21 protein-coding genes are annotated in these 18,287 nt (G+C 67.7%); 20 read left to right on the top strand and 1 reads right to left on the bottom strand.

What is annotated here, in order from left to right; translation table 11 throughout:
* Positions 1–3: 3 nt before the first annotated feature.
* From ACAM42_RS05765 to ACAM42_RS05795, 7 genes are all read left to right on the top strand, one after another.
* Entirely contained in the window at positions 4–1,482 is a 1,479-nt protein-coding gene (locus ACAM42_RS05765) for a glutamate synthase subunit beta (protein ID WP_070059939.1), read from the top strand.
* Positions 1,483–1,548: 66 nt separating this feature from the next.
* The gene (locus ACAM42_RS05770) at positions 1,549–2,412 is read left to right on the top strand and encodes an ABC transporter ATP-binding protein (protein ID WP_354347912.1); all 864 of its coding nucleotides are present in this window, start codon (positions 1,549–1,551) and stop codon (positions 2,410–2,412) included.
* Entirely contained in the window at positions 2,409–3,191 is a 783-nt protein-coding gene (mlaE, locus tag ACAM42_RS05775; RefSeq protein WP_062471733.1) for a lipid asymmetry maintenance ABC transporter permease subunit MlaE, read from the top strand. The genes ACAM42_RS05770 and mlaE overlap by 4 nt, the downstream gene beginning before the upstream one ends.
* A 37-nt stretch (positions 3,192–3,228) precedes the next feature.
* Positions 3,229–3,717, top strand: coding sequence for an outer membrane lipid asymmetry maintenance protein MlaD (gene mlaD, locus ACAM42_RS05780; RefSeq protein WP_062471729.1), 489 nt, complete (start codon positions 3,229–3,231; stop codon positions 3,715–3,717).
* Complete coding sequence (locus tag ACAM42_RS05785) at positions 3,714–4,463, top strand: VacJ family lipoprotein (RefSeq protein ID WP_354347911.1); 750 nt, start codon at positions 3,714–3,716, stop codon at positions 4,461–4,463. The genes mlaD and ACAM42_RS05785 overlap by 4 nt, the downstream gene beginning before the upstream one ends.
* Positions 4,464–4,629: 166 nt before the next feature.
* Positions 4,630–5,292: a phospholipid-binding protein MlaC gene (locus tag ACAM42_RS05790; protein WP_369631363.1), complete on the top strand. Its 663-nt coding sequence runs from the start codon at positions 4,630–4,632 to the stop codon at positions 5,290–5,292.
* A gap of 12 nt (positions 5,293–5,304) precedes the next feature.
* Positions 5,305–5,580 (top strand): lipid asymmetry maintenance protein MlaB, encoded by a 276-nt coding sequence (locus tag ACAM42_RS05795; RefSeq protein ID WP_062471718.1) that lies wholly within the window; start codon positions 5,305–5,307, stop codon positions 5,578–5,580.
* A gap of 4 nt (positions 5,581–5,584) precedes the next feature.
* Here the strand turns inward: ACAM42_RS05795 and ACAM42_RS05800 are convergent, their stop codons facing one another.
* Entirely contained in the window at positions 5,585–7,195 is a 1,611-nt protein-coding gene (locus ACAM42_RS05800) for a serine hydrolase domain-containing protein (RefSeq protein WP_369631364.1), read from the bottom strand.
* A gap of 152 nt (positions 7,196–7,347) precedes the next feature.
* Between ACAM42_RS05800 and ACAM42_RS05805 the strand changes: the two genes are divergently transcribed.
* From ACAM42_RS05805 to ACAM42_RS05865, 13 genes are all read left to right on the top strand, one after another.
* Positions 7,348–8,295 carry an ABC transporter ATP-binding protein gene (locus tag ACAM42_RS05805; RefSeq protein ID WP_070059934.1) on the top strand — a complete coding sequence of 316 codons (948 nt, stop codon included), beginning with the start codon at positions 7,348–7,350 and terminating at the stop codon, positions 8,293–8,295.
* Positions 8,296–8,300: 5 nt separating this feature from the next.
* On the top strand, positions 8,301–9,056 hold the full coding sequence (locus tag ACAM42_RS05810; RefSeq protein WP_354347937.1) for an ABC transporter permease: 756 nt from the start codon (positions 8,301–8,303) through the stop codon (positions 9,054–9,056).
* A gap of 19 nt (positions 9,057–9,075) precedes the next feature.
* Positions 9,076–9,318, top strand: a complete 243-nt coding sequence (locus ACAM42_RS05815; protein WP_062471708.1) for a BolA family protein — start codon at positions 9,076–9,078, stop codon at positions 9,316–9,318.
* Positions 9,319–9,360: 42 nt separating this feature from the next.
* Positions 9,361–10,650, top strand: a complete 1,290-nt coding sequence (murA, locus tag ACAM42_RS05820; protein WP_369631365.1) for a UDP-N-acetylglucosamine 1-carboxyvinyltransferase — start codon at positions 9,361–9,363, stop codon at positions 10,648–10,650.
* Entirely contained in the window at positions 10,647–11,288 is a 642-nt protein-coding gene (hisG, locus tag ACAM42_RS05825; RefSeq protein ID WP_354347907.1) for an ATP phosphoribosyltransferase, read from the top strand. The genes murA and hisG overlap by 4 nt, the downstream gene beginning before the upstream one ends.
* Before the next feature lie 11 nt (positions 11,289–11,299).
* Positions 11,300–12,622 (top strand): histidinol dehydrogenase, encoded by a 1,323-nt coding sequence (hisD, locus tag ACAM42_RS05830; RefSeq protein WP_354347906.1) that lies wholly within the window; start codon positions 11,300–11,302, stop codon positions 12,620–12,622.
* A gap of 37 nt (positions 12,623–12,659) precedes the next feature.
* Complete coding sequence (locus ACAM42_RS05835; protein WP_095949881.1) at positions 12,660–13,487, top strand: hypothetical protein; 828 nt, start codon at positions 12,660–12,662, stop codon at positions 13,485–13,487.
* Between the two features lie 12 nt (positions 13,488–13,499).
* Positions 13,500–13,880: a hypothetical protein gene (locus ACAM42_RS05840; RefSeq protein WP_070059929.1), complete on the top strand. Its 381-nt coding sequence runs from the start codon at positions 13,500–13,502 to the stop codon at positions 13,878–13,880.
* Positions 13,877–14,980: a histidinol-phosphate transaminase gene (hisC, locus tag ACAM42_RS05845; RefSeq protein ID WP_095743767.1), complete on the top strand. Its 1,104-nt coding sequence runs from the start codon at positions 13,877–13,879 to the stop codon at positions 14,978–14,980. Before ACAM42_RS05840 ends, hisC begins: the two co-directional genes overlap by 4 nt.
* Positions 14,977–15,594: an imidazoleglycerol-phosphate dehydratase HisB gene (gene hisB, locus ACAM42_RS05850; protein WP_354347905.1), complete on the top strand. Its 618-nt coding sequence runs from the start codon at positions 14,977–14,979 to the stop codon at positions 15,592–15,594. The genes hisC and hisB overlap by 4 nt, the downstream gene beginning before the upstream one ends.
* A 19-nt stretch (positions 15,595–15,613) precedes the next feature.
* Positions 15,614–16,273 carry an imidazole glycerol phosphate synthase subunit HisH gene (hisH, locus tag ACAM42_RS05855; protein WP_062471685.1) on the top strand — a complete coding sequence of 220 codons (660 nt, stop codon included), beginning with the start codon at positions 15,614–15,616 and terminating at the stop codon, positions 16,271–16,273.
* Positions 16,274–16,336: 63 nt separating this feature from the next.
* Entirely contained in the window at positions 16,337–17,080 is a 744-nt protein-coding gene (hisA, locus tag ACAM42_RS05860; protein WP_062471681.1) for a 1-(5-phosphoribosyl)-5-[(5-phosphoribosylamino)methylideneamino]imidazole-4-carboxamide isomerase, read from the top strand.
* A 20-nt stretch (positions 17,081–17,100) separates the two neighbouring features.
* The gene (locus ACAM42_RS05865) at positions 17,101–18,273 is read left to right on the top strand and encodes an AAA family ATPase (protein ID WP_354347904.1); all 1,173 of its coding nucleotides are present in this window, start codon (positions 17,101–17,103) and stop codon (positions 18,271–18,273) included.
* Positions 18,274–18,287 lie beyond the last annotated feature (14 nt).

The following is an 18,287-nucleotide window of genomic DNA, read 5'->3' on the forward strand; positions in this document are numbered from 1 at the left end:
ACGATGGGAAAAATCACCGGCTTCATGGAGCATGAGCGCATCGAAGAGGGCTACAAGCCTGTCGAAGAGCGCGTCAAGCACTACAAGGAATTCGTCGTCGGCCTGAACACCGACCAGGCCAAGGTGCAGGGCGCACGTTGCATGGACTGCGGCACGCCGTTCTGCAACAGCGGCTGCCCGGTCAACAACATCATTCCGGACTTCAACGACCTCGTGTACCGCGACGACTGGCAGAACGCCTTCGCGGTGCTCGACTCGACCAACAACTTCCCCGAGTTCACCGGCCGCATCTGCCCCGCGCCCTGCGAGGCTGCCTGCGTGCTCAACGTGAACGACGACGCGGTCGGCATCAAGTCGCTGGAACACGCGATCATCGACCGCGCCTGGGACGAAGGCTGGGTGGCGCCGCGCGTCGCCAAGCACAAGACCGGCAAGAAGGTCGCCGTGGTGGGCTCCGGCCCGGCCGGCATGGCCGCCGCGCAGCAACTGGCGCGCGCCGGCCACGACGTCACGCTGTTCGAGAAGAACGACCGTGTCGGCGGCCTGCTGCGCTACGGCATTCCCGACTTCAAGATGGAGAAGTCGCACATCGACCGCCGCGTCGAGCAGATGAAGGCCGAAGGCGTGACCTTCCGCACCGGCGTGATGGTCGGTGCTGCGAAAGACCCGCTGGGCAAGGGCTCCAAGGTGACCAATCTGGCCAAGGAAACCGTCACGCCCGAGCAGCTGCAGAAAGACTTCGACGCCGTGGTGCTCACCGGCGGCGCCGAGCAATCGCGTGACCTGCCGGTGCCCGGCCGCGATCTCGACGGCATCCACTTCGCGATGGAGTTCCTGCCGCAGCAGAACCGCGTCAACGCAGGCGACAAGGTCAAGGGCCAGCTGCGCGCCGAAGGCAAGCACGTCATCGTCATCGGCGGCGGCGACACCGGCTCCGACTGCGTGGGCACCAGCAACCGCCACGGCGCCGTGAGCGTCACGCAGTTCGAACTGATGCCGCAACCGCCGGAAGAAGAGAACCGCCCGCTGACCTGGCCCTACTGGCCGATCAAGCTGCGCACCAGCTCCAGCCACGAAGAAGGCTGCGAGCGCGAGTTCGCCATCTCGACCAAGGAATTCATCGGCGAGAAGGGCAAGGTCACCGGCCTGAAGACCGTGCGCGTCGAATGGAAGGACGGCAAGATGCAGGAAGTGCCCGGCAGCGAGCAGATCCTCAAGGCCGACCTGGTGCTGCTGGCGATGGGCTTCATCAGCCCCGTGGCCACCGTTCTCGACGCCTTCGGTGTCGAGAAGGACGCCCGCGGCAACGCGCGTGCCACGGTCGACTTCATCGGCGGCTATGCCACCAATGTGCCCAAGGTGTTCGCCGCAGGTGACATTCGCCGCGGCCAATCGCTGGTGGTGTGGGCAATTCGCGAGGGCCGTCAAGCGGCGCGTTCGGTCGACGAATTTTTGATGGGATTCAGCGACTTACCGCGCTGATTTTTGTTTCATTTGAAGCGGCGCCGTTCGCGGCCCCGTTATCATCCGCGGAAACCGCATGCCGGGATGCCTGAGAAGGCGCCCGGCTTTTTTATTGAGATGGACCCAGCCACACCCACGTCTTCCTCCTTCGTCGAATTCCGCGATGTCACGTTCGGCTACGGCGCGCGCGCGATCCTCGACGGCGTGTCGTTTTCCGTGCCGCGAGGCAAGGTGACGGCGTTGATGGGGGCATCGGGGGGCGGCAAGACCACCGTGCTGCGCCTCATCGGCGGCCAGCAGCGCGCCCAACGCGGCGAGGTGCTGTTCGACGGGAAGGATGTCGGCCACTTCGATGTCGCGACGCTGTATGCGGCGCGGCGCCGCATGGGCATGCTGTTCCAGTTCGGTGCGCTGTTCACCGACATCAGCGTGTTCGACAACGTGGCCTTTCCGTTGCGCGAGCACACGCAGCTGTCGGAAGCGCTGGTGCGCGACATCGTGCTCATGAAGCTCGACGCCGTCGGCCTGCGCGGCGCGCGCGACCTGATGCCCAGCGAGGTGTCGGGCGGCATGGCGCGGCGCGTGGCGCTGGCCCGTGCGATCGCGCTCGACCCCGACCTCGTGATGTACGACGAACCCTTCGCGGGGCTCGATCCGATCTCGCTGGGCACGGCCGCGCGGCTGATCCGCCAGCTCAACGATGCGCTCGGCCTCACCAGCATCATCGTGTCGCACGACCTCGAGGAAACCTTCCGCATCGCCGATCACGTGATCATCCTGGCCAACGGCGGCATCGCCGCGCAGGGACGGCCCGATGAGGTGCGCGAGAGCGCCGATCCGCTGGTGCACCAGTTCGTCAATGCACTGCCTGACGGGCCGGTGCGCTTCCATTACCCCGGTGTCAGCATCGAAGACGACTTCGGCAACGGCGAAGGAGGGCGTTCATGACCTGGTGGAAGCCCGCCGACGTCGGCTTTGCCGTGCGCAGCCAACTGGCCGACATGGGCCATGCGGCCAAGCTGTTCCTGCGCCTGCTCGGCCCGGGCGCGCAGATCATGCGCCGCTTCGGGCTGGTGCGCGACCAGATCCATTTCCTGGGCAACTACTCGCTCGCCATCATCGGCGTGTCGGGCCTGTTCGTGGGCTTCGTGCTCGGACTGCAGATGTACTACGCGCTGCAGCGCTACGGCTCGTCCGAAGCGCTCGGCCTACTGGTGGCGCTGAGCCTCGTGCGCGAACTCGGTCCCGTGGTGGCGGCCCTGCTGTTCACCGGCCGGGCCGGCACCTCGCTGACGGCCGAGATCGGCCTCATGAAAGCCAACGAGCAGTTGAGCGCCATGGAAATGATGGCGGTCGACCCGGTGCAGCGCATCCTCGCGCCGCGCTTCTGGGCTGGCGTCATCACCATGCCGCTGCTGGCGGCCGTGTTCAGCGCGGTTGGCATCATGGGCGGCTATGTCGTGGGCGTGCTGATGCTGGGCGTCGACCCGGGCGCGTTCTGGGGCCAGATGCAGGGCGGCGTCGATGTCTGGCGCGACGTCGGCAACGGCGTCATCAAGAGCATCGTGTTCGGTTTCACCGTGACCTTCGTCGCGTTGCTGCAGGGCTTCGAGGCCCAGCCGACGCCCGAGGGCGTGTCGCGCGCGACCACGCGGACCGTGGTGATGGCGTCGCTGGCGGTCTTGGGGCTCGATTTCTTGCTCACCGCCATGATGTTCAGTATCTAAAGGGCCCCTGGCTCCATCGTTCTAGAGAGTGCAAACCATGCAACGTTCCACCAACGACATCTGGGTCGGCCTGTTCGTGCTGATCGGCGGCGCCGCATTGCTGTTCCTGGCGCTGCAGTCAGCCAACCTGCTGAGCCTGAACTTCCAGAAGACCTACACGGTCACCGCGCGTTTCGACAACATCGGCGGGCTCAAGCCCCAGACCGCGGTCAAGAGCGCTGGTGTGGTGGTCGGTCGTGTGGAATCCATCGCGTTCAACGACAAGGCCTTTCAGGCCGATGTGACGCTGGCGCTGCAAAACCGTTACAGTTTTCCCAAGGACAGCTCGCTCAAGATCCTGACCAGTGGCCTGCTCGGCGAGCAGTACATCGGCATCGAGGCGGGCGCCGAGGAAAAGAACCTGCAAGCCGGCGACACCATCACCGCGACCCAATCGGCCGTGGTGCTGGAGAACCTGATCAGCCAGTTCCTGTACAGCAAGGCAGCCGAGGGGAATACGGCGCCGGGAACAGCCAACAAGAAATGACCACACGACTTTTTTCGTCGACTGCTATTAAAAGTGTAGCTGGCTCCGCCCGTTGGGCCACCGCCACCGTCGGTTTCGCCCTCGTGGCCGGATGTGCCACCGGATCCGGCGCAAGCCCGACCGACCCCTTCGAGCCGTACAACCGCGGCATGACGCGCTTCAACGACACCGTCGACGAAGCCGTGCTGGAGCCCGTGGCCACTGCCTACCAGAACGTGGTGCCCTCGCTGGTGCGCCAGGGCGTGACCAACTTCTTCAGCAACCTCGGTGACATCTGGAGCCTGGCCAACAACGTGGCCCAGCTCAAGCTGCAGAACAGCGCCGAGACCTTCATGCGGCTGAACGTCAACACCTTCTTCGGCCTGGGCGGCCTGCTCGACGTCGCCTCCGAGGCGCGCCTGCCGCGCCACGAGGAAGACTTCGGCCAGACGCTGGGCTACTGGGGCGTGGGCGCCGGTCCGTACGTCGTGCTGCCGTTACTCGGCCCCTCGACGCTGCGCGACACGATCGCCCGGCCGCTCGACATGTACGGCGACGCGCAGGGCCATATCCACGACATCGCCTGGCGCAATTCGCTGGCGGGCCTGCGTGTCGTGGACACCCGCTCGCGCTACCTGGGTGCCACTCGCCTGCTCGACGAAGCCGCGCTCGACAAATATTCGTTCACGCGCGATGCGTTCCTGCAGCGCCGCCGCAACCAGGTCTACGACGGCAACCCGCCGGACGACGACAACGCCGGCAAGTGACGGCAAAAGGGGGCGGACGGGGTGGTCCTGCTTGCATCCGGTTGCAAGGCTTCACCTCCGCTTCAGGAACCCGGTCGGCCTGGCGCCTGTCGAAACCGTTCCTGTCTCAGCACGGGGCCATTGGCTGCACCGTGCAGGGAAGACAATTCAACCTGAGGGACTCACCATGAACAACAAGATCTTGCTGCAACGACGCGACCTGGGCCGCCTGGCATTGACCGGCGCGCTGCTGTTCGGCGCCGCCACCGCCTTCGTGCACCAGCCCGCGTACGCGGCCGACGAGGCCCCCGACGCGCTCGTCAAGCGCCTGTCGACCGACGTGCTCGAGACCATCAAGGCTGATTCGTCGATCAAGGCCGGTGACATCAACAAGATCATGCTGCTGGTCGACAGCAAGATCATGCCCAACGTCAACTTCCAGCGCATGACCGCCTCGGCCGTCGGCCCGGCCTGGCGCCAGGCCACGCCCGAGCAGCAAAAGCGCCTGCAGGACGAGTTCAAGACCCTGCTCGTGCGCACCTATGCCGGCGCGCTCGACCAGGTGAGCGACCAGACCGTCACCATCCGCCCGTTCCGCGGCGCGCCCACCGACACCGACGTGCTCGTGCGCACCGAGGTCAAGGGCCGCGGCGATCCGGTGCAGTTGGACTACCGCCTCGAAAAGACCCCGGGGCAGGGCGCCGGCTGGAAGGTCTACAACCTGAATGTACTGGGCGTGTGGCTGGTCGACACCTACCGCACCCAGTTCGCGCAGGAGATCAACAAGAGCGGCATCGATGGCCTGATTGCCGCGCTGGCCGCGCGCAACAAGGGCAACGGCAAGGGCTGACGGGCGCACGCCATGCTGGTCCTTCCCTCCCGACTCACCCACGACGAGGCTCCTGCCTGCATGCGCATGCTGCAGCAGGGGCTCAAGGGCCAGACCGATTCGTCGTCCACCGTGGTCGACGCCACGGCGCTGGCCCAGTTCGACTCCTCCGCGCTGGCGGTGCTGCTCGAGTGCCGGCGCGAATCGAGCGCGCTGGGCCGGGGGTTCTCGGTCAAGGGCCTGTCGCCGCGCCTGCGCGAGCTGGCCGCGCTGTACGGCATCGCGGGCCTTCTGCCCGCTGCGCCCTGACGCCCTAGCGCGTGCGTGGCACCGCTGCGGTCAGCAGCGCGAGTGCCTTGTTCAGGGTCGAGGTCGCGAATCGCTCCCCCTTGGAGTGGCCGATGCGCACGACCACAAGATCGTGCGACGGAATCACGAGCACGAACTGGCCCCCTGCGCCGAGCATGTAGTAGGCCGTCGTCGGTGCCGCCAGCGCCCCCGTTCCATTGATCCAGAAGAATCCCCCGTAGATGGGGCGCTGGTCTGCGGCCCAGGCCGGTGCGGCCGTGCTCACGAAATTGACGAACCCCTCGGGAAGAATGCGCTCGCCGTTCCACACGCCGTCCTGCAGGTAGAGATTGGCCAGCCGGGCCCAATCGCGGGCCGACATGAAGTCGTAGCCTTGCGTGAGGAAGTTGCCGTAGGGATCGGTCTCGATCACCATGGAGCGGATGCCGATCTTGTCGAAGATGGCGCGCTGCGGGAACGAGAGGTACTCCTCGCCGCGCTTCTCGACTCCAAGGCGGACCAGGTAGTTGGCAAGCACCGGATCGGTGTTGCGGTAGCGGCCCACCGTGTTGGGCGGCCATTGCTGCGGTCGGGTCGCGGCGTAGTTGAAGGCGTTGATCCGGCCCGTGTAGTAGTAGATGTGATCGGGGTAGGTGCCGTTGGGATCGAAGTCCGGATCGTCCGGGGCCTTGATGCGCAGCCCACTGGACATGCGCAGGATGTCGGCAATGCGGATCTGCTGGCGGCCGTCGCCGGCACCTTGCCATTCGGGAATCGGCGCGGGCTGGTCGAGCTTGTACACGCCCTGCTTGATCAGAACGCCCATCATCGTGGCCACGACGCTCTTGCCCATCGACCATGATTCGAGCGGCGTGGTCGCGCTGATGCCGCTCATGTAGCGCTCGCCGATGAGCCGCCCCTTGTGCGTGACCACGAAGGCCGCGGTGTAGGCCTCCGTGGTTTCGAAGGCGGCGCCGATGGCCTGGTTCACCTTGGCCATGTCGACGTCGGCGGGCGGCGGGTCGTTCGGCAGCACATCGCCCATGGGCCAGGGCACGGTCGTGGGGGCGGCCAGCGCGCTCTTGACATTGACGGGTGTGAAGAAAACGTCGTCCTTGCCGGGCGGCAGCGTGATGCAACCCTGCGAGCCGAAGTGGCGGGCCACCAGCGTCGGACCGCCGTTGGGCATCGTGATTCGGACCTCCTTCTTGGTGCGGTCGACCACCGGCGCACCCACCTTCTTGCGCTGTTCGTACGGCCCCGTGAAGTACCCGATGGTTTCGGCGGCGACTGCAGGATCGAGTCCGGTGATGAAGACCGCCGAGCACATGGCCTTGGCATAGCCAGACGTGTTGTGCTCCAGCACATCGCCGGGTGGCGGCACGTAGGGCGTGTCCAGCTCCAGGCACTTGGCGCGCGCAATGAGTGCATCGCGGGCTGGCAGCTGGGCCGAACCGGCAGATGAAGTGCAAGGTTGGGCGGTGCCACCCCCTGCGCCAGCGCCTGCGCCGCCGCCGACAAGGGCGATGCCGCCACCTCCGCCGCCACCACCACCTCCGCCCCCGCAAGCAGTCAGCACCATCGCCAGGAGCAGGGCGGCAACGGTTGGGAGGGGGCTGCGGGTCAAACACTTCATTGGCGTTCCTCGCGATGGGCGGTTGCGGTGCGCAGAATCGGCACCGGCGGGATTGTGGGTGAACTCCGGGCCGATGCCTAGCGCGGCCGGCTCCCCGCGTTCACCCCTGAGCAGCGCCGAAAAACCCATCGCCCGTAAAATCGCGGGCTCCCATGCCCGCGATCTCATTCCAGTCGGTCTCCAAGACCTACCCTCCCTCCCGTCAGCAACGCGCCCAAGGCAAGCAGGGGCTGCGTGCGGTCGACGAGGTTTCCTTCCAGATCGAGCCGGGCGAGTTCTTCGGCCTGCTCGGCCCCAACGGCGCGGGCAAGACCACCCTCATCAGCATGCTGGCGGGCCTGTCGCGGCCCACGGCGGGGGCGATCAGCGTGCACGGCTTCGACGTGCAGCGCGACTACGCCGAGGCCCGGCGCCAGCTCGGCATCGTGCCGCAGGAGCTGGTGTTCGACCCCTTCTTCAACGTGCGCGAGTCGCTGCGCATCCAGTCGGGCTACTTCGGCATCAAGAACAACGAAGCCTGGATCGACGAGCTGTTGCAGAGCCTGGGCCTGGCCGACAAGGCCACCGCCAACATGCGCCAGCTCTCGGGCGGCATGAAGCGCCGGGTGCTGGTGGCGCAGGCGCTGGTGCACAAGCCACCGGTCATCGTGCTCGACGAGCCCACGGCCGGCGTCGACGTCGAGCTGCGCCAGACGCTCTGGCAGTTCGTCGCCAAGCTCAACAAGCAGGGCAGCACCGTGCTGCTCACCACCCATTACCTCGAAGAGGCCGAGGCGCTGTGCAGTCGCATCGCGATGCTCAAGCTCGGCAAGGTGATCGCCCTGGACCGCACCAGCGAGCTGCTGAAGTCGGCCGCAAGCAACGTGCTGCGCTTCAAGACCGACGCCATGCTGCCCTGGGCCATCGCCCAGCACGCGCGCATCACCGGGCGCATCGTGCAGCTGCCGGCGCAGAACGCGCATGAAGTCGAACAACTGCTGGCCGCGATCCGCGAAGCCGGCGTCGCGGTGGAAGACGTGGAAATGCGCAAGGCCGACCTGGAAGACGTGTTCATCGACCTGATGGCGGGCGAGCAGACGCCGCTGGAGGTGTCGCGATGATGGCCGTGACTGGGTGGCGCGCGCTTCTGTACAAGGAAACGCTGCGCTTCTGGAAGGTCGGCTTCCAGACCGTCGGCGCGCCGGTGCTCACCGCGCTGCTGTACCTCATGGTGTTCGGCCATGTGCTCGAAGGCCGCGTGACGGTCTACGGCACCGTGGGCTACACCGCTTTCCTGATTCCCGGCCTCGTGATGATGAGCGTGCTGCAGAACGCGTTCGCGAACAGCTCGTCCTCGATCATCCAGAGCAAGATCATGGGCAACCTCGTGTTCGTGCTGCTCACGCCGCTGTCGCACTGGGGCTGGTTCTTCGCCTACGTGGGCTCCTCGGTGATCCGCGGGCTGGCGGTGGGCGTGGGCGTGTTCGCCGTGACCGTCTTCTTCGCCGTGCCGAGCTTCGTGGCGCCGGTGTGGATCCTGGTGTTCGCGCTGCTGGGCTCGGCCATGCTGGGCACGCTCGGGCTGATCGCCGGGCTCTGGGCCGAGAAGTTCGACCAGATGGCCGTGTTCCAGAACTTCCTGATCATGCCCATGACCTTCCTGTCGGGCGTGTTCTATTCGATCGGCTCGCTGCCGCCGTTCTGGCAGAGCGTGAGCCACCTGAACCCCTTCTTCTACATGATCGACGGCTTCCGCTACGGCTTCTTCGGGGTGAGCGACGCTTCGCCCTGGCTGAGCTTCGGCATCGTCGGTTCCGCCTGGCTGGTGGTGAGCGCCATCGCTGTTCACCTCCTGCGCATCGGCTACAAAATCCGCGGCTGACCGCGACTTCCAAGACCCCATGACCGCTGACGAACTCCAAGCCATCATCGCTGCCCATCTGCCGTGCGAGCACATCACGCTCGAGGGCGACGGCCGACATTGGTACGCGACCATCGTCTCGGCCGAATTCGAGGGCAAGCGCGCCATCCAGCGCCACCAGCGGGTCTATGCCACCCTCGGTGCGAAAATGCACACCGACGAGGTGCATGCGCTCTCGATGAAGACCTACACGCCGGCCGAATGGGCGGCAGTGGACAAATGACTTTCCGGCCCCTGCGGGCCTCCTGATTTCGCTGGATCCTTCATGGACAAACTTCTGATTCGCGGCGGGCGTGAGCTTCGCGGCGAAGTGCTCATTTCCGGCGCCAAGAACGCCGCGCTGCCCGAGCTGTGCGCGGCGCTGCTGACCGACCAGCCCGTGGTGCTGCACAACGTGCCGCGCCTGCAGGACGTGTCGACCATGCTCAAGCTGGTGCGCAACATGGGCGTGACGGCCGAGGCCGACGACAACGGCACCGTGCGCCTGAACGCCGGCGAGCTCGGCAATCCCGAGGCCCCCTACGAACTGGTGAAGACCATGCGCGCCTCGGTGCTGGCGCTGGGCCCGCTGCTGGCGCGCTTCGGCCACGCCAAGGTGTCGCTGCCCGGCGGCTGCGCCATCGGCTCGCGGCCGGTCGACCAGCACATCAAGGGCCTGCAGGCGATGGGCGCCGAAATCGTGGTCGAGCACGGCTACATGGTCGCGCGCCTGCCTGAGGGCCGCACGCGGCTGAAGGGCGCGCGCATCCTGACCGACATGGTCACCGTCACCGGCACCGAGAACTTCCTCATGGCCGCCGCGCTGGCCGAGGGCGAGACGCTGCTCGAGAACGCCGCGCAGGAGCCCGAGATCATCGACCTGGCCGAGATGCTGATCCGCATGGGCGCCAAGATCGAAGGCCACGGCACCAGCCACATCCGCATCCAGGGCGTCGAGAAGCTGCACGGCTGCGAGCACGCCGTGGTGGCCGACCGCATCGAGGCCGGCACCTTCCTGTGCGCCGTGGCGGCCACGGGCGGCGAGGCCTTCCTGCGCCACGCGCGCGGCGACCACCTCGACGCCGTGATCGACAAGCTGCGCGACGCTGGCTGCACCGTCGTGACCGAACCCGACGGCATTCGCATCGGCTCGCAGGGCCCGGCCTACGACCACCTGAAGGCGCAGAGCTTCAGCACCACCGAATACCCGGGCTTCCCGACCGACATGCAGGCCCAGTTCATGGCCCTGAACGTGATCGCGCGCGGCGCCTCGATGGTCACCGAGACCATCTTCGAGAACCGCTTCATGCACGTGAACGAGATGGTGCGCCTGGGCGCACGCATCCACGTCGAGGGCAAGGTCGCGATGGTCGAGGGCGTGCAACAGCTCTCGGGCGCCACCGTGATGGCCACCGACCTGCGCGCCTCCGCCAGCCTCGTCATCGCCGGCCTCGTGGCCGAGGGCGAGACGCTGGTCGACCGCATCTACCACCTGGACCGGGGCTACGACCGCATGGAATCGAAACTGCGCGGCCTCGGTGCCGACATTGAACGCGTGACGGGAGCCGCCGCATGATCACTCTGGCTCTTTCCAAAGGCCGCATCTTCGAAGAGACGATGCCCCTGCTGGCCGCCGCCGGCATCGAGGTCACCGAAGACCCGGAGAAATCGCGCAAGCTGATTCTCGAGACCACCCGTCCCGACGTGCGCGTGGTGCTGGTGCGCGCCTCCGACGTGCCCACCTACGTGCAGTACGGCGGCGCCGACCTCGGCGTGACCGGCCTGGACGTGCTGCTCGAGCACGGCAACCAGGGCCTGTACCAGCCGCTGGACCTGCGCATCGCGGCCTGCCGCCTCAGCGTGGCCGTGCGCGCCGACTACGACTACGCCTCGGCCGTGAAGCAGGGCTCGCGCCTGCGCGTGGCCACCAAGTACGTGGGCCTGTCGCGCGACTTCTTCGCCAGCAAGGGCGTGCACGTCGACCTGATCAAGCTCTACGGCAGCATGGAACTGGCGCCGCTCACGGGCCTGGCCGACGCCATCGTCGACCTGGTCTCGACCGGCAACACGCTCAAGGCCAACCACCTCGTCGAGGTGGAACGCATCATGGACATCAGCGCCCGGCTGGTCGTCAACCAGGCCGCGCTCAAGCTCAAGCGCGAACCCATCCGCCGCATCATCGACGCCTTCGCGTCCGCCATTCCCTCCGCCTGAACCTCAAGCCCATGACTCTGCAAGCAGCCCCCGCCCGACTGTCCACGAACTCAGCCAGCTTCGACGCTGAATTCAAGGCGCGGCTGCATTGGTCCGCGGACGACGACGCGGCCATCGAGAAGGTGGTGGCCGACATCCTCGCCGACGTGCAAAAGCGCGGCGACGAGGCGGTGCTGGAGTACACCAACCGCTTCGACAAGCTCGACGCGAAGACGTTGCCCGAGCTCGAACTCACGCAGGCCGAACTGAAGGCCGCCTTCGAGGCGCTCCCCGCTGTGCAGCGCGACGCGCTCGAAGCCGCCGCGCGCCGCGTGCGCAGCTACCACGAGGCGCAGAAGAAGGCCTCCGGCGAAAGCTGGAGCTACCGCGACGCCGACGGCACGCTGCTCGGCCAGAAGGTCACGCCGCTGGACCGCGTCGGCATCTACGTGCCGGGCGGCAAGGCCGCGTACCCGTCGAGCGTGCTGATGAACGCCATTCCCGCGCACGTCGCCGGTGTGGGCGAGATCATCATGGTCGTGCCCACGCCGAAGGGCGAGAAGAACCAGCTCGTGCTCGCCGCTGCCTACGTGGCGGGCGTGACGCGCGGCTTCACCGTCGGCGGTGCGCAGGCCGTGGCCGCGCTGGCTTACGGCACGGCCACCATCCCGGCCTGCGACAAGATCACCGGCCCCGGCAACGCCTACGTGGCCGCCGCCAAGCGCCGCGTGTTCGGCACCGTGGGCATCGACATGATCGCGGGCCCGAGCGAAATCCTGGTGCTGGCCGACGGCTCCACGCCGCCCGACTGGGTGGCCATGGACCTGTTCAGCCAGGCCGAGCACGACGAACTGGCGCAAAGCATCCTGCTGTGCCCCGACGCCGCCTACATCGATCGCGTGCAGGCCGAGATCGACCGCCTGCTGCCGACCATGCCGCGCGCCGAGATCATCGCCGCCTCGCTCAACGGCCGCGGCGCGCTGATCCACACGAAGAGCATGGAAGAGGCCTGCGAGATCAGCAACCGCATCGCCCCCGAACACTTGGAAGTCAGCAGCAGCGAACCGCACCGCTGGGAGCCGCTGCTGCGCCACGCCGGCGCGATCTTCCTGGGCAACTTCACCAGCGAGAGCCTGGGCGATTACTGCGCCGGCCCGAACCACGTGCTGCCAACCAGCGGCACGGCGCGCTTCTCGAGCCCGCTGGGTGTGTACGACTTCCAGAAGCGCTCCAGCCTCATCGAGGTGAGCGAGGCCGGCGCGCAGGTGCTGGGCCCGATCGCCGTCACGCTGGCCGAAGGCGAGGGCCTGCAGGCGCACGCCGAAGCCGCGCGCATGCGCCTGCGTAAGATCTGAGGCTCCAACAACCCCGCTTCAGGGAGGAGCACGCCAGATGATTCAACGCCTCTATCGCTCGCGATTTTTCCGTTTCGCCACCGGCCTCGTTGCCGGTGCCGCCTTGCTGGCCGCCTGCACCCAGATGCCGCAGAACCGCGCCGAGACGACCGCGATGGCGGCCACGTCCAGTGCTGCAAAGCCTGCACCCGCACCGGCGCAGCTCGGCACGCAATGGGGCGAGGGCATCGAGTCGAAGACCCGCACGGTGGCTGCCAAGCGCCTGTCCGACCAGCCCGACGACGTGGCCTCGATCGGCTACAACGACGCCGCCAGCGTGCGCCGTGATGCGGGCAGCAACCCCGAGCGCCGGCTGAACCTGCAACTGGCCCAGGGCGACATCGAATGGTCGGTGCTCGACGAGAACGACCGCCCGTTGCCGTTGCAGCGCGCACGTCGAAGCGGCAATGACATGTTCCGCCTCGCCGGCGTCGAAGGTGCGCGCTACACGCTGCGCTTTCGCAACCTCAGCGACCGCAGCTACGAGGTGATCGCCACCGTCGACGGCCTGGACGTGCTCAACGGCAAGCCCGGCAGCCTGCGCAATGGCGGCTACGTGCTGCGCCCGCAGCAGACCCTGAACATCGAAGGCTTCCGCAAGAGCCAGAGCGAAGTGGCCGCCTTCCGTTTCGCCACGCCGGGCCGCGCCTACGCCGCGAACACCGAGGCCGGCGACGTGCGCAACATCGGCGTGATCGGCGCCGCGCTGTTCGAGCTCGAAGAGCCGAACGCCCCGCGCCGCACCCGCCGCGACGCCTCGCCGTCGCAGCCCAGCGCCTTCCCGGCCGACGGCGCGTACGCGCCGCCGCCGCGCTACCGCAAGTAAGCCGGCGAGGCCATGCAACGCGCCGCCGTCCTGCTGTTGCCGCGCCTGCCGGCGCTGCTGCTCGCCCTGGCGGCCGGTGCGATCGGCGCCGGCGCGCAGGCCATGAGCATCCGCGAGCTGCGCACGCTCGAAGCCAACGAGAAGGACGGCAAGGCCTACGCCAGCTACTACCTCGTCGGCGTGCTCGAAGGCCTGCGCGAGGGCGTCGAGTCGTCGCAGCGCAACGGCCAGGTGCCGCCGTTCTGCATCGAGGGCCGCCGCCTCGAGCCCTCGATGGCCCGCTCGCTCTACCAGACCGAGCTGAGCCGCAACGCCGACAGCTACGAAGCCGACATGCCCGTGCAACTGGTCATGGCCGGCGCCCTCCGCAACAGCTACCGCTGCACCCGATGACCGTTTCCGATTCTTCCGCCTCCGACAACCGCCTGCCGCTCGACCGCATCCGCGCCGACGTGCGCGCCATGCACGCCTACGCGGTGCAGGACGCGCGCGGCTTCCTCAAGCTCGACGCGATGGAGAACCCCTACGGCCTGCCGCCCGCGCTGCAGGCCGAACTGGGCGCGCGCCTGGGTGCGCTGGCGCTCAACCGCTACCCCGGCGACCGCGGCGCCGACCTGCAGCGCGCGCTGGCCGCCCATGCGGGCCTGCCCGAAGGCTTCGGGCTGATGCTGGGCAACGGCTCGGACGAACTCATCTCGCTGCTGGGCATCGCCTGCGACCAGCCCGGCGCCGCCGTGCTGGCGCCCGTGCCCGGCTTCGTCATGTACGCGATGAGCGCCCAGCTGCAGGGCCTGCGCTTCGTTGGCGTGCCGCTGACGGCCGATTTCGAGCTCGACGAGGCCGCCATGCTGGCCGCCATCGCGCGCGAGAAGCCCGCCATCGTCTACCTCGCCTACCCGAACAACCCGACCGCCAACCTCTGGGACGACGCCGTCATCGAGAAGATCGTGCAGGCCCAGGGCGCGCAGGGCGGCCTGGTGGTGATCGACGAGGCCTATCAGCCCTTTGCCGCCCGCAGCTACATCGACCGGCTCGCGAACCACCGCCACGTGCTGCTGATGCGCACCCTGAGCAAGTTCGGCCTGGCCGGCATCCGCCTGGGCTACCTCATGGGCCCCGCCGCGCTGGTCGCCGAGATCGACAAGGTGCGCCCGCCCTACAACATCAGCGTGCTCAACTGCGAGGCCGCGCTGTTCGCGCTGGAGCACGCGGCCGTGTTCGAAGCCCAGGCGCGCCAGATCCGCGAAGGGCGCGACCAGCTCATGGCCGCGCTGGCCCGGCTGCCGGGCGTGAAGACCTGGCCCAGCGACGCCAACATGATCCTGCTGCGCGTGCCCGATGCCACCCGTACCTTCGAGGGCATGAAGGCCCGCGGGGTGCTGGTGAAGAACGTTTCTAAAATGCATGAACTGCTCGCCAACTGCCTGCGCCTCACCGTCGGAACGGCCGACGAGAACACGCAGATGCTGGCGGCGCTCGAAGCCTCACTATGACCACCCCCACGACCCCGGGCAGCACCGATCGCATCGCGACGGTCACCCGCAACACCGCCGAGACGAAGATCACGGTCAGCGTCAACCTCGACGGCACCGGCAAGGCCAAGCTCTCCACGGGCATCGGCTTTTTCGATCACATGCTCGACCAGATCGCCCGCCACGGGCTGATCGACCTGGACATCGACTGCGAGGGCGACCTGCACATCGACGGCCACCACACCGTGGAAGACGTGGGCATCACGCTCGGCCAGGCCGTGGCCAAGGCCATCGGCGACAAGAAGGGCATCCGCCGCTACGGCCATGCCTATGTGCCGCTGGACGAGGCGCTGAGCCGAGTCGTCATCGACTTCTCGGGCCGTCCGGGCCTCGTGATGCACGTGCCCTTCACCAGCGGCATGATCGGCACCTTCGACAGCCAGCTCACCTACGAGTTCTTCCAGGGCTTCGTGAACCACGCCTTCGTCACGCTGCACATCGACAACCTGAAGGGCGTGAACGCGCACCACCAGTGCGAGACCGTGTTCAAGGCCTTCGCGCGCGCCATGCGCGGCGCGCTGGAGCTCGATCCGCGCTCCGTCGGCGTCATTCCCTCGACCAAAGGTTCGCTCTGAAACTCCCCGGCGAACAGCTATGAAATCTGTAGCAAAGAATTCCGTCGCGGTCGTCGACTACGGCATGGGCAACCTGCACTCCGTGTCGCAGGCCGTGCGCCATGCGGCCGACCAGGTGGGCGTGGAGGTGTTCGTCACCTCCGACCCGGACGTGGTGCGCCAGGCCACCCGCGTGGTGCTGCCGGGGCAGGGCGCCATGCCCGACTGCATGCGCGAGCTGCGCGACTCGGGCCTGCTCGAATCGGTGCTCGAAGCCGCGGCCAGCAAGCCGCTCTTCGGTGTGTGCGTGGGCATGCAGATGCTGCTGTCGCGCAGCGACGAAGGCCCGACCGACGGCCTGGGGCTCATTCCCGGCGAGGTCGTCAAGTTCGACCTGGCCGGTCGCCTGCAGCCCGACGGCAGCCGTTTCAAGGTGCCGCAGATGGGCTGGAACCAGGTGCGCCAGGCCCAGCCGCACGCGGTGTGGGCAGGCATTCCCGACCAGAGCTACTTCTATTTCGTGCACAGCTTCTACGCGTGTCCGGCGGATGCCCGGCACAGCGTGGGCGAGGCCGATTACGGGGCATGCTTTACCGCGGCCATCGCACGCGATAACATTTTTGCAACCCAGTTCCACCCGGAGAAGAGTGCGGACCATGGGCTGCAGCTGTATCGCAACTTCCTCCACTGGAATCCCTGACCTTATATTCCCGCCCGGGCCGCACCGTCCGCAGCCCGGCTTTCGCACACTCGCGTCACTTCCATGCTCCTCATTCCCGCCATTGATCTCAAAGACGGCCACTGCGTTCGCCTCAAGCAGGGCGACATGGACCAGTCCACCATCTTCAGCGAAGACCCCGCCGCCATGGCCCGCAAATGGGTCGAGGCCGGCGCCCGTCGGCTGCACCTGGTCGATCTGAATGGCGCCTTCGCCGGCAAGCCGCAGAACCACGCGGCGATCAAGGCGATCCTGAAGGAAGTCGGCGACGACATCCCGGTGCAGCTGGGCGGCGGCATCCGCGACCTGGACACCATCGAGCGCTACATCGACGACGGCCTGCGCTACGTGATCATCGGCACCGCCGCGGTCAAGAACCCCGGCTTCCTGAAGGACGCCTGCAGCGCCTTCGGCGGCCACATCATCGTGGGCCTCGATGCCAAGGACGGCAAGGTCGCCACCGACGGCTGGAGCAAGCTCACGGGCCACGAGGTGGCCGACCTGGGCAAGAAGTTCGAGGACTACGGCGTCGAATCGATCATCTACACCGACATCGGCCGCGACGGCATGCTCTCGGGCATCAACATCGACGCCACCGTCAAGCTCGCGCAGGCGCTGACCATTCCCGTGATCGCCTCGGGGGGCCTCTCGAACATGGCCGACATCGACCAGCTCTGCGCGGTCGAGTCCGAAGGCGTCGAGGGAGTGATCTGCGGCCGCGCCATCTACTCGGGCGACCTCGACTTCGCCGCCGCCCAGGCGCGCGCGGACGAGCTGGCCGGCGCCTGACGCCTTTGCCGTAGCGGCGCGTGCTCTCCGCGCTCGCCATCGCCAATTACCGCTCGCTGCGCCAGCTGACGGTGCCGCTGGGCCGCCTCACGGTGGTCACCGGCGCCAACGGCAGCGGCAAGTCGAGCGTGTACCGCGCGATGCGGCTGCTGGCCGACATCGCCAACGGCGGCGTGATCCGCTCGCTGGTGCGCGAGGGCGGGTTGTCTTCCACGCTGTGGGCCGGGCCCGAGCGCTTTTCGGCGGCCATGCTGCGTGGCGAACAGCCGGTGCAGGGCACCACGCGCAGCGAGCCGGTGGCGCTGAAGCTGGGCTTCGCCGGCGCCGAGGCCGACGATTTCGGCTACGCCATCGACATCGGCCTGCCGCCGCCGATCCCGTCCTCGGCTTTCTCGCACGACCCGCAGATCAAGCACGAGGCGATCTGGAGCGGCCCGCTGCTGCGCCCTTCCACGCACCTGGTCGACCGCAAGGGCGCCGCGCTGCGCCTGCGCGACGGCAAGGGCTGGCAGGCCGTCGGCCGGCCGATCCCGGCCTTCGCCAGCATGATGACCGAGCACGCCGACCCGCGCGACGCGCCCGAGATGCTCACGCTGCGCGAGCAGATGCGCTCCTGGCGCTTCTACGACCACTTCCGCTCGGACGCCGACGCCCCTGCGCGCCAGCCGCAGCTGGGCACCTACACGCCCGTGCTCGCCAACGACGGTGCCGACCTGGCCGCCGCCCTGCAGACCGTCCGCGAGATCGGCGACGGCGAGGCGCTCGACAGCGCCGTGGACGACGCCTTCCCGGGCGCCCGCATCGAGGTGCAGGCGAACGGCGACCGCTTCGAGACGCTGATGCACCAGCACGGCCTGCTGCGGCCCCTGACGGCCGCCGAGTTGTCGGACGGCACCCTACGCTACCTGCTGTGGATCGCGGCGCTGCTGACGCCCCGTCCGCCCGCGCTGCTGGTGCTCAACGAGCCCGAGACCAGCCTGCACCCCGACCTGCTGCCGGCGCTGGGCCGCCTCATCGCGCAGGCCGCGCGGGCGTCGCAGGTGATCGTGGTGTCGCATGCGGCGCGCCTGATCGCCGCCCTGGACGACAGCGACGGCCTGCAGCCGGTGGTGCTCGAAAAGCGCTTCGGCGAGACCCGCATCGCGAATCTGGACATGAGCGAGATTCCGCGCTGGGAGTGGCCTGCGCGGTAGAGAAGGGCAGGCGG

Source organism: Variovorax sp. V35, from assembly GCF_041154465.1.
In the GTDB taxonomy this organism is placed as follows: domain Bacteria; phylum Pseudomonadota; class Gammaproteobacteria; order Burkholderiales; family Burkholderiaceae_C; genus Variovorax; species Variovorax boronicumulans.

Coding starts and splice junctions, on each gene's coding strand:
- ACAM42_RS05770 (WP_354347912.1), top strand. CDS start 1,549: ATGCCTGAGAAGGCGCCCGGCTTTTTTATTGAGATGGACCCAGCCACA.
- hisD (WP_354347906.1), top strand. CDS start 11,300: ATGACTCTGCAAGCAGCCCCCGCCCGACTGTCCACGAACTCAGCCAGC.
- ACAM42_RS05800 (WP_369631364.1), bottom strand. CDS start 7,195: ATGAAGTGTTTGACCCGCAGCCCCCTCCCAACCGTTGCCGCCCTGCTC.
- hisC (WP_095743767.1), top strand. CDS start 13,877: ATGACCGTTTCCGATTCTTCCGCCTCCGACAACCGCCTGCCGCTCGAC.
- ACAM42_RS05835 (WP_095949881.1), top strand. CDS start 12,660: ATGATTCAACGCCTCTATCGCTCGCGATTTTTCCGTTTCGCCACCGGC.
- ACAM42_RS05805 (WP_070059934.1), top strand. CDS start 7,348: ATGCCCGCGATCTCATTCCAGTCGGTCTCCAAGACCTACCCTCCCTCC.
- ACAM42_RS05815 (WP_062471708.1), top strand. CDS start 9,076: ATGACCGCTGACGAACTCCAAGCCATCATCGCTGCCCATCTGCCGTGC.
- ACAM42_RS05785 (WP_354347911.1), top strand. CDS start 3,714: ATGACCACACGACTTTTTTCGTCGACTGCTATTAAAAGTGTAGCTGGC.
- hisB (WP_354347905.1), top strand. CDS start 14,977: ATGACCACCCCCACGACCCCGGGCAGCACCGATCGCATCGCGACGGTC.
- mlaE (WP_062471733.1), top strand. CDS start 2,409: ATGACCTGGTGGAAGCCCGCCGACGTCGGCTTTGCCGTGCGCAGCCAA.
- mlaD (WP_062471729.1), top strand. CDS start 3,229: ATGCAACGTTCCACCAACGACATCTGGGTCGGCCTGTTCGTGCTGATC.
- hisA (WP_062471681.1), top strand. CDS start 16,337: ATGCTCCTCATTCCCGCCATTGATCTCAAAGACGGCCACTGCGTTCGC.
- murA (WP_369631365.1), top strand. CDS start 9,361: ATGGACAAACTTCTGATTCGCGGCGGGCGTGAGCTTCGCGGCGAAGTG.
- ACAM42_RS05765 (WP_070059939.1), top strand. CDS start 4: ATGGGAAAAATCACCGGCTTCATGGAGCATGAGCGCATCGAAGAGGGC.
- hisH (WP_062471685.1), top strand. CDS start 15,614: ATGAAATCTGTAGCAAAGAATTCCGTCGCGGTCGTCGACTACGGCATG.
- ACAM42_RS05840 (WP_070059929.1), top strand. CDS start 13,500: ATGCAACGCGCCGCCGTCCTGCTGTTGCCGCGCCTGCCGGCGCTGCTG.
- ACAM42_RS05790 (WP_369631363.1), top strand. CDS start 4,630: ATGAACAACAAGATCTTGCTGCAACGACGCGACCTGGGCCGCCTGGCA.
- ACAM42_RS05795 (WP_062471718.1), top strand. CDS start 5,305: ATGCTGGTCCTTCCCTCCCGACTCACCCACGACGAGGCTCCTGCCTGC.
- hisG (WP_354347907.1), top strand. CDS start 10,647: ATGATCACTCTGGCTCTTTCCAAAGGCCGCATCTTCGAAGAGACGATG.